We start from the raw sequence: 9,931 nt of genomic DNA on the forward strand, positions 1-9,931 counted from the left end.
CCTCCGTCAGAGGGAGGCGCGCAGAGCTCGGAGGCGGGCGAGCGAGGACTCCCTGCCCAACAGCTCCATCGACTCGAACAGCGGCGGTGAGACCTTCCGGCCCGAGATCGCCACGCGGATGGGGGCGAAGGCGAACTTGGGCTTGATGCCCATCCCCTCGACGATCCGCTCCCGCAACCCCGCCTGGATGGCGTCGGTCGAGAACGGCACGGACTCCGCCACGGCGATGGCCGCGTCCAGCACCTCAGCCGCGTTCTCAGCGAGGCCGGCCAGGGCGTCGTCGTCGATCACCAGCGCCTCGTCGACGGCGAAGAGATAGTCCAGCTGGGGCCGCGCATCCTTCAGCAGCACCAGGCGCTCCTGAATGAGCGGCACGGCGCTGCGCAGCAGGGCGGCCTCGGCCCCGGTGGGCGCCCAGTCCGCCTCGAACTCCAGGATCCGCGACGCCAGCTCCTCGGCAGACAGGCTCCGGATGTAGTGCCCGTTGAGCCAATCCAGCTTCTTCAGATCGAAGATGGGGCCCACTGTGTTGACCTTGGACCAGGAGAATCCCTCGACGAACTGCTCGAAGGTGGACACCTCGGACTCCTCGTCTCCCGCGTAGCCGAGCAGCTGGAGGAAGTTGCGCACGGCCTCGGGCAGATATCCCTGCTCCTTGAACCACATCAGCCGCGCGGCGGGGTTCTTGCGCTTCGAGATCTTGGACTTGTCCGTGTTGCGCAGCAGCGGCATGTGGGCGAACGCCGGCCGCTTCCAGCCCAGCCAGTCGTAGAGCAGCACGTGCTTCGGCGTCGAGGAGATCCACTCCTCGCCGCGCACCACCGTGTCGATCCCCATGAGGTGGTCGTCGACGACCACGGCGAGATGGTAGGTCGGGAAGCCGTCGGCCTTGAGGATGACCTGGTCGTCCGGGCGGGGCGCCTTGACCGTCCCGCGGACGATGTCCTCGAACTCGAGCGGCGCGTCGTCGGGAATCAGCATCCGCACCACCGGGGTCTCGGAGAAGCCCGGCAGCGCCGCCCTCTCCTCCCGGGTCTTCCCCAGGCACAGCCGGTCGTAGCCGGTCACCGACAGCTTGAGCGCCTCCTGCTCCTTCCGCAGGCCCGCCAGGCGCTCCGAGGAGCACCAGCAGTGGTAGGCGTGGCCGTCAGCGAGGAGCTGCTCGACGAACGGGCGGTAGGTGTCCAGCCGCTCCGACTGACGATACGGGCCGAAATCGCCTCCGAGATGCGGCCCCTCATCGGCCTGCAGCCCAAGCCACTCGAGCGAGTCGTAGATCTGCTGCTCGCTGCCCTCCACCAGCCTGGCCTGATCCGTGTCCTCGATCCGGAGCACGAACGCCCCGCCGGTCTTTCGAGCCCAGGCGAGGTCGAACAAAGCCATGAAAGCGGTGCCGACGTGCGGGTCGCCGGTGGGTGACGGGGCGACGCGGGTCCGGGCCGGGGTGGGTGTAGCGCTCATGGGACTTCACCCTATCGGGCATCCTTGAGGCTATGACGACCGAACCGGGCCCTACCCCCGCCAAGGCGCTCCAGCACGCGCGGGACGCGGTCGACGACGCTGCGCGCGGGCGGATCCGCGCAGACCTGGCCGCCGATCCTCCGCCGAAGCCGGCGCAGATGACGCGCACCCTGAGCTACTTCCTCGACGATCTCGTGCAGATCCCAGGCACCAAGGTGCGCGTCGGAATTGACCCGTTCCTCTCCTTCATCCCCTGGGCGGGCACGGCCGTGGGGGCGGTGTTCGGTAGCGTGGTGATGGCCGACGCCATCCGGCTCCGCGCACCACTGCCGGTCCTGCTCCGCATGGGCACCAACTCACTGCTGGACTGGGCCCTGGGCATGATCCCCTTCGTGGGGGCCTTCTTCGACGCCGCGTACCGCGCCAACAAGATGAACCTGAAGCTCCTGAACCGCACGATCGAGAACCGGGAGCTGGTCCGCCGGGCGTCCATCCGGTACTGGATCGGCGTCGCTGTGCTCGTGACCCTGCTGGTGGCCGCGATGGTGGCCATCCCCATCGCGTTCATCATGGGGATCAACCACCTCATCGCCACCACCGGCTGACCGGCCCCCACCGCTGGCGGCGTGCTAATTTACCGGCATGACCGAGCCCTCCGCGATGCCCTCCAACTTCATCTACGAGGCCGTGAACGCGGACGTGCAGGCGGGGAAGCGGGGCGGCCGGGTCCAGACGAGATTCCCTCCTGAGCCCAACGGATACCTCCACATCGGGCACGCCAAGGCGATCGTCGTGGACTTCGGGGTGGCTGCGGACTTCGGCGGCATCTGCATCCTGCGCCTCGACGACACCAACCCGGAGACCGAGGACACCAGCTTCGTCGAGGGGATCGTCGAGGACATCGAGTGGCTCGGCTACGAGCCTGCAGACGTGCGCTACGCCTCCGACTACTTCGAGGAGTTGTACTCGTGGGCCGAGCGGCTGGTCAGCGCAGGCCTCGCCTACGTCGATGATCAGGACGGCGAGGCCATCTCGGCCGGCCGCGGTGGCTTCGGCAAGCCAGGGGTGAATTCGCCCTTCCGCGACCGCTCCCCCGAGGCGAACCTGGACCTGTTCCGGCGCATGCGCGCCGGTGAGTATTCGGATGGTTCGAGGGTGCTGCGCGCCAAGATCGACATGGCCCACGAGAACATGCAGCTGCGCGACCCCATCATGTACCGGATCCGGCGCGTGACGCACCACCGCACGGGCGACGACTGGGCGATCTATCCCACCTATGACTGGGCGCACGGCCAGTCCGACGCCATCGAGGGCGTCACCCACTCCATCTGCACTCTCGAGTTCGAATCACACCGCCCCCTGTACGACTGGTTCCTGACCCAGCTGGGCGTCGAGGAGCCCCCGCGACAATACGAGTTCGCCCGCCTCGAGCTCACCCACACCGTCACCTCCAAACGGCGGCTGGCGAAGCTGGTCATGGACGGCGTCGTCGACGGGTGGGACGACGCCCGGATGCCCACCCTGCGGGGCCTGCGCCGCCGGGGCTACCCGCCCACCGCGATCCGCACCTTCTGCCGAGAGGTGGGCACCACCCGCACCAACTCTCGACAGTCCATCGAGGCCCTCGAAAGCTATGTCCGGCGCGAACTCAACTCCACGGCCCAGCGCCGGATGGCGGTCATCCGCCCGCTCAAGCTGCGCATCACCAACTGGCCGGTCGACGACGCGGGCCTGCCCGTGGTTGAGCACTTCGAGCTGGCGAACAACCCGGAGCGAGCGGAGGACGGCACCCGCAGCGTCGCGTTCAGCGGCGATCTCTGGATCGAGCAGGAGGACTTCCAGGAGGTGCCCCCGCCCAAGTACTTCCGGCTCTCCCCCGGCCGTGAGGTGCGCCTTCGGGGCGCCTACTTCGTGACCGCCACCGACGTCGTCAAGGACGAACAGGGCAACGTCGTGGAGGTGCTCGCCACCTACGACCCGGCCTCAAAGGGGGGCAACTCCCCGGACGGCCGCAAGGTCAAGTCCACGATGCACTGGGTGTCGGCGCAGCACGCGGTGGCCGCCACCGTGGCGCTGTACGGCCGGCTCTTCACCGCCGAGGCCCCGGGGGACGCGACGGGCGAAGCCCTGGACGATCTCAACCCCGATTCACGAGACGTCCTCGCCGGGGCGAAGGTGGAGGCGGCGCTGCTCGACGCGCGGCCCGGTGAGGTGGTGCAGTTCGAGCGCCTGGGCTACTTCGCCGCGGACCTGGACGAGCCGATGCACTTCCACCGGACCGTGGGTCTTCGGGATGAATGGGCGGCCATCCAGAAGCGGGGCTGAGCTCCGCCGCCCGGGAACGCGACGAGGGCCGTGCAGCCGAAGCTGCACGGCCCTCGTCAGGCGTGGAGTCTAGATCACTTGAGGATCTTGACGACGTTGCCTGCACCCACGGTGCGGCCGCCCTCACGGATGGCGAACTTGAGGTTCTCCTCCATGGCGATCGGCTTGTTGAGGTGCACGGTCATCTCGGTGTTGTCACCAGGCATGACCATCTCGGTGCCGGCAGGCAGCTGGACGACCCCGGTCACGTCCGTGGTGCGGAAGTAGAACTGGGGGGAGTAGTTCGAGAAGAACGGCTTGTGACGGCCACCCTCCTCCTTCGCCAGCACGTAGACGTTGGCCTCGAAGTCCGTGTGGGGAGTGGTGGAACCGGGCTTGATGACAACCATGCCGCGCTCCACGTCCTCCTTCTTGGTGCCGCGAAGCAGAAGGCCGACGTTCTCGCCCGCGCGACCCTCGTCGAGGATCTTGCGGAACATCTCCACACCGGTGACCGTGGAGGACTGCTTGGTCTCACGGATGCCGATGATGTCGACGGTCTCCCCGGTCTTGACGATGCCGCGCTCGATGCGGCCGGTGATGACGGTGCCACGACCGGTGATCGTGAAGACGTCCTCGACGGGCATGAGGAAGGGCTTGTCGGTGTCGCGAGCAGGCTGCGGGATGTTCTCGTCGACGGCGTCCATGAGATCGAGGATCGTCTGGGCCCACTTCTCGTCGCCCTGGAGGGCGGGGAACGCGGCGACGCGGACGATCTTGGTGTCTTCGAATCCCTGAGCCGACAGGATCTCGTCGAGTTCCATCTCGACGAGCTCGATCAGGTCAGCGTCCGCGTCGTCGATCATGTCGCACTTGTTGAGGGCGACGACCATGGCGGGCACGCCGACCTGGCGGGCCAGGAGGATGTGCTCGTGGGTCTGAGCCATCGGGCCGTCGGTGGCGGCGACGACGAGGATCGCGCCATCCATCTGGGCCGCACCGGTGATCATGTTCTTGACGTAGTCGGCGTGCCCGGGGCAGTCGACGTGCGCGTAGTGGCGCTTCTCGGTCTGGTACTCGACGTGCGAGATGGAGATGGTGATACCGCGCTGACGCTCTTCGGGCGCCTTGTCGATCTGATCGAACGCCGACACAGCATTCCACTGCGGGTACTTTTCGTGGAGCACCTTCGTGATCGCCGCGGTCAGAGTGGTCTTGCCGTGGTCGACGTGTCCGATTGTGCCGATGTTGCAGTGCGGCTTAGTCCGCTCAAACTTGGCCTTTGCCACGAGGGCTCCTTCTTGGGATCTCGCCTCGCTGGTTGCGGGGCGTCGCTTATGGTTCCTCTAGAGAGGTCAGCATCTGAGCTTAGCGCCCAAACGCATACCTGACCAATCCTATAGGAGCCTGGTTCTCAGTCAAACCGGGCGAGGTGGACTCACCCGGAAACGGCGGATGGCCGGGGTCTCCCCCGGCCATCCGTTGTCGCAGCGCGTCGCAGAAGCTCACTCGCCCCCGCGGGACTTCGCGACGATCTCCTCGGAGATGAACTTCGGCGTCTCAGCGTAGGAGTCGAACTCCATCGAGTACGAGGCCTGACCCGAGGTCTTCGACCGCAGGTCACCCACGTAGCCGAACATCTCGGACAGCGGCACGAGGGCCCGCACCACGCGGTTGCCGTGCTGCTCATCCATGGCCTGGATGTGGCCGCGGCGCGAGTTGATGTCGCCGATGACCGTGCCCAGGTAGTCCTCCGGCGTGGTGACCTCGACCGCCATGATGGGCTCCAGGATCGCCGGGTCCGCCTTGCGGGCCGCCTCCTTGAACGCCATGGAGCCGGCCAGCTTGAAGGCGAGCTCCGAGGAGTCGACGTCGTGGTAGGCGCCGTCGGTGAGGGTCACCTTGATGTTGTCCACCGGGTAGCCGGCCAGGACGCCGAACTGCAGGGCATCCTTGACTCCGGCGTCCACCGCGGGGATGTACTCCCTGGGGATGCGTCCGCCGGTGACGGCGTTGACGAACTCGTAGCCCGAGCCCGGCTCCGTCGGCTCCAGGTCGATGATGACCCGCGCGAACTGACCCGACCCACCGGTCTGCTTCTTGTGGGTGTACTCGATCTTCTCCACCTTGCGGCGGAGCGTCTCGCGGTAGGCCACCTGCGGCTTGCCGATGTTGGCTTCGACCTTGAACTCGCGACGCATGCGGTCGATCAGCACATCGAGGTGCAGCTCGCCCATGCCCGCGATGATGGTCTGCCCGGTCTCCTCGTCCGTGTGCACACGGAAGGTGGGATCCTCCTCGGCCAGGCGCTGGATCGCGTGCGACAGCTTCTCCTGGTCCGACTTGGTCTTCGGCTCGATGGCCTGCTCGATGACGGGGTTCGGGAACGTCATCGACTCCAGCACGATCGGGTTCCCCGGATCACACAGGGTCTCTCCCGTGGTGGTGTCCTTGAGGCCCATGACCGCGCAGATCATGCCGGCGCCGATCTGGGGGATCTCCTCGCGCTTGTTGGCGTGCATCTGGTAGATCTTGCCGATGCGCTCCTTGCGGCCCTTGGTGGCGTTGAGCACCTGGGAGCCGGAGTGCAGGACACCGGAGTAGATGCGCACGAACGTCAGGCGCCCGAGGTGGGGATCAGCGGCCACCTTGAAGGCCAGGATCGACAGCGGCTCGTCGTCGGCGGGGTGACGCTCCATGCGGACCGTCTCGTCGTTGGGCTTGAACCCCTCGATGGCCGGCACGTCGAGCGGGGACGGCAGGTAGGCGTTGATGGAGTCGAGCAGGGGCTGGACGCCCTTGTTCTTGAACGACGACCCGCACACCACAGCGGTGAACGTGTTGGAGATGACGCCCTTGCGGACGGCCGCCTTGATCTGCGCGACCGTGGGCTCCTCGCCCTCCATGTAGAGCTCCATGATGTCGTCATCGACGTCAGCGATGCGCTCGATCAGGACGGCGTGGGCGGCCTCGGCGGCCTCCTTGAGGTCCGCGGGGATCTCCTCGACGGTGTAGTCCTCACCGATCGTGGTCTCGCCGTGCCAGGTGAGCGCACGCATCTCGACGAGGTCAACCACACCCAGGAAACCGCCCTCGGAGCCGATCGGGAGCTGAAGCAGCACCGGATCGGTGTTGAGGCGCTCCCGAATGGTCTTGACGCAGTGGTCGAACGACGCGCCCGTGCGGTCCAGCTTGTTGATGTAGCAGATGCGCGGCACGCCGTACTTGGTGGCCTGACGCCACACCGTCATCGACTGCGGCTCAACGCCGGCCACGCCGTCGAACACCGCGACGGCGCCGTCGAGCACGCGGAGCGAACGCTCCACCTCGACGGTGAAGTCGACGTGCCCGGGGGTGTCGATGATGTTGATCAGGTGGTCCTTCCAGAAACAGGTCGTGGCGGCCGACGTGATCGTGATGCCGCGCTCCTGCTCCTGCTCCATCCAGTCCATCACGGCGGCGCCCTCGTGAACCTCACCGATCTTGTAGGTCTTGCCGGTGTAGAACAAGATGCGCTCGGTGGTGGTGGTCTTGCCGGCGTCGATGTGCGCCATGATGCCGATGTTGCGAACCTTGGAAAGGTCGGTCACTGTGCAGTCCTTATGTCTCTGGGTAGTAGACGGTGAAGGCCCCCGGGGTTGAGACCCGGGGGCGACCGATCACCAGCGGTAGTGCGCGAAGGCGCGGTTGGCCTCGGCCATCTTGTGCGTGTCCTCGCGACGCTTCACCGAAGCACCGAGACCGTTGGAGGCGTCGAGGATCTCGTTCATGAGGCGCTCGGTCATCGTCTTCTCGCGACGGGCGCGGGAGAAGCTGACCAGCCAGCGCATGGCCAGCGTGTTCTGGCGGCCGGGCTTGACCTCGATCGGCACCTGGTAGGTGGCGCCGCCGACACGACGGGACTTCACCTCGATGGAGGGCCGGACGTTGTCCAGTGCGCGCTTGAGCGTCTGCACCGGATCCGTGCCCGTCTTGACACGGGTGCCCTCGAGGGCGTCGTAGACGATCGACTGCGCGATGGTCTTCTTGCCGTCGAGCAGAATCTTGCTCACCAGCTGAGAGACGAGCGGGGAGCCGTACACCGGGTCGATGGGGACCGGGCGCTTCGGGGCGGGACCCTTGCGTGGCATTACTTCTCCTTCTTCGCGCCGTAGCGGCTACGGGCCTGCTTGCGACCCTTGACACCCTGGGTGTCGAGCGAGCCGCGGATGATCTTGTAGCGCACACCGGGGAGGTCCTTCACGCGACCGCCGCGGACGAGCACCATCGAGTGCTCCTGCAGGTTGTGGCCGACGCCCGGAATGTAGGCGGTGACTTCGATGCCGGAGCTCAGGCGCACACGAGCGACCTTGCGCAGCGCGGAGTTCGGCTTCTTCGGGGTCGTGGTGTACACGCGGGTGCACACGCCGCGACGCTGGGGCGAGCCCTTCAACGCGGGCGTCTTGTTCTTCGAGACTTTGTCGGTGCGGCCCTTGCGGACCAGCTGCTGAATAGTTGGCACCTGTTGGTATCACTTTCGTTGTCTGGGTGGACGTTTGTCATCCCTGGCGCAACCCTTCGACGTGGGGCCGGGTCACCGTTTCCAACCTCACGACACATCGAGTTGCCGTGCGAACTCCGCACAGGTCTGGTCTCTTCGCAACGAATAAGAACGCCAGGATCATGCCAGGGCACGCACATATGGGCCCGAGCAACCGAGCACGCCCACTTAGGTTACTCCAGCGCCCCACTATGGTCAAAAACGCGACGATCATCAGAGAAGTCAGCCGCGAAAGGGTGATCGTTCCTCACACAACTGCAGCCGCGAACGTGAGGGCGGTTCACGCTGGAGCGATGGGATCGGATCTATCGAGGACTGCCGTGATCGAAGTGACACGCAAGTACGCCCGGGCGTATGTGGCGGCGACGAAGAAGGTCAAGGGTGCGATGCTCGACGAGTTCTGCCTCGTGACCGGGCTGTCGCGGGACCGGGCCCGGCACCTGTTGACCGCCACCGGCACCCGGCCCTCGAACGTGGCCAGGATCGACCGCCGCCGCGCGAAGCCGAGGAAGTACTCCACCGATGCCGCCAGGGTTCTGGAGCGGGTGTGGGTGCTCTCCGGCTGTGAGTGCGGCCCCTACCTGGCCGCGGACATGACCAGGCTCCTGTCGAACCTGGAGGCCAACAGTGAGCTCGCCCCGGGGCGGGGCGGTTACAGCCCGGGGGTGCGTGCCGAACTGGAGGCGATGTCCGGGGCCACGATCGACCGCTATCTGGCCGGGTTCAAGGCCACCCACGGGCTACGCGGGTTCACCACCACCCGGCCGGGTCCGCTGCTGCGGACCTCGATCCAGATCCGCAAGGCCGGCGACGAGGCCGAAGCCGAGCCCGGGTTCCTCGAGGTCGACACCGTCGCCCACTGCGGCCCCACCCTGAAGGGCGAGTTCGCCCGCTCCGTGTCGTTGACCGACGTGGTCACCGGCTGGACCCAGGTGATCGCGATCCGCAACAACGCCCGCCGCTGGATGCTTGAGGCCCTCGACCAGGCCATCGACCTGTTCCCATTCCCGATCCAAGGCCTCGACTGCGACAACGGCTCCGAGTTCATCAACCACGACGTCATCAACTGGGCCGGCCACCGCGACATCTTCTTCACCCGATCACGGCCCTACCGGAAGAACGACCAAGCCACCATCGAAGCCAAGAACAACCACATCGTGCGCCGGCGAGGGTTCTACTACCGCTACGACACCCCCACCGAACTCGCGCTCCTCAACCAGCTGTGGCCCCTCGTGGCTGACCGCGGTAACTACTTCATCTCCACCAAGAAACCCGTCGGCTGGGGCGCCGACAAGGCCGGACACCGTAAACGCATCTACGACCGCCCCAGTCCACCCCTGGACCGGCTCCTCGCCGCCCAGATCCTGTCCCCAGCCCAGCAAGCCGACCTGCTGGCCCGCCGCGAGCAGCTGAACCTGGCCGAACTCACCCGCGACATCACCCGCATCCAAGGGCTCCTGATCGCCGCCGCCAAAGACAAAACCGACGCCCTCTACACCGCCAAGCTGACCCTCCCCAGCGCCACCACAGCGATCAAGACCCCACGCACCGCCTGACCCATTTCGCGGCTAAACCATGTGAGGAACCAGGAATCATTTCGCGGCTACCTTGACATGAGGAACTACG

Annotated in this window: 8 protein-coding genes; 3 read left to right on the forward strand and 5 right to left on the reverse strand. The window is 66.4% G+C overall.

Features of this window, described 5'->3' with window-relative positions; translation table 11 throughout:
- Positions 1-6: 6 nt before the first annotated feature.
- Positions 7-1,461, reverse strand: a complete 1,455-nt coding sequence (gltX, locus tag ACZK39_RS02580) for a glutamate--tRNA ligase (protein ID WP_182782362.1) — start codon at positions 1,459-1,461, stop codon at positions 7-9.
- 32 nt (positions 1,462-1,493) lie between these two features.
- On the opposite strand from gltX, the gene ACZK39_RS02585 reads away from it, so the two are divergent.
- The gene (locus ACZK39_RS02585; protein WP_459056373.1) at positions 1,494-2,066 is read left to right on the forward strand and encodes a DUF4112 domain-containing protein; all 573 of its coding nucleotides are present in this window, start codon (positions 1,494-1,496) and stop codon (positions 2,064-2,066) included.
- A gap of 37 nt (positions 2,067-2,103) precedes the next feature.
- On the forward strand, positions 2,104-3,786 hold the full coding sequence (locus ACZK39_RS02590) for a glutamine--tRNA ligase/YqeY domain fusion protein (RefSeq protein WP_459056372.1): 1,683 nt from the start codon (positions 2,104-2,106) through the stop codon (positions 3,784-3,786).
- A 74-nt stretch (positions 3,787-3,860) separates the two neighbouring features.
- Here ACZK39_RS02590 and tuf read toward each other — a convergent pair whose 3' ends face one another.
- The 4 genes from tuf to rpsL form a co-directional block, all read right to left on the reverse strand.
- Positions 3,861-5,054, reverse strand: coding sequence for an elongation factor Tu (gene tuf, locus ACZK39_RS02595; RefSeq protein ID WP_182800141.1), 1,194 nt, complete (start codon positions 5,052-5,054; stop codon positions 3,861-3,863).
- A 216-nt stretch (positions 5,055-5,270) separates the two neighbouring features.
- Positions 5,271-7,355, reverse strand: coding sequence for an elongation factor G (gene fusA / locus ACZK39_RS02600; RefSeq protein ID WP_463612407.1), 2,085 nt, complete (start codon positions 7,353-7,355; stop codon positions 5,271-5,273).
- Positions 7,356-7,424: 69 nt separating this feature from the next.
- Positions 7,425-7,895, reverse strand: a complete 471-nt coding sequence (gene rpsG, locus ACZK39_RS02605) for a 30S ribosomal protein S7 (protein WP_182782358.1) — start codon at positions 7,893-7,895, stop codon at positions 7,425-7,427.
- On the reverse strand, positions 7,895-8,266 hold the full coding sequence (gene rpsL, locus ACZK39_RS02610; RefSeq protein ID WP_077340453.1) for a 30S ribosomal protein S12: 372 nt from the start codon (positions 8,264-8,266) through the stop codon (positions 7,895-7,897). The genes rpsG and rpsL overlap by 1 nt, the downstream gene beginning before the upstream one ends.
- Before the next feature lie 359 nt (positions 8,267-8,625).
- On the opposite strand from rpsL, the gene ACZK39_RS02615 reads away from it, so the two are divergent.
- Positions 8,626-9,861, forward strand: coding sequence for an integrase catalytic domain-containing protein (locus tag ACZK39_RS02615; protein WP_463612408.1), 1,236 nt, complete (start codon positions 8,626-8,628; stop codon positions 9,859-9,861).
- The last annotated feature ends 70 nt before the right edge of the window (positions 9,862-9,931 follow it).

Source organism: Tessaracoccus luoxuelianae, from assembly GCF_055326245.1.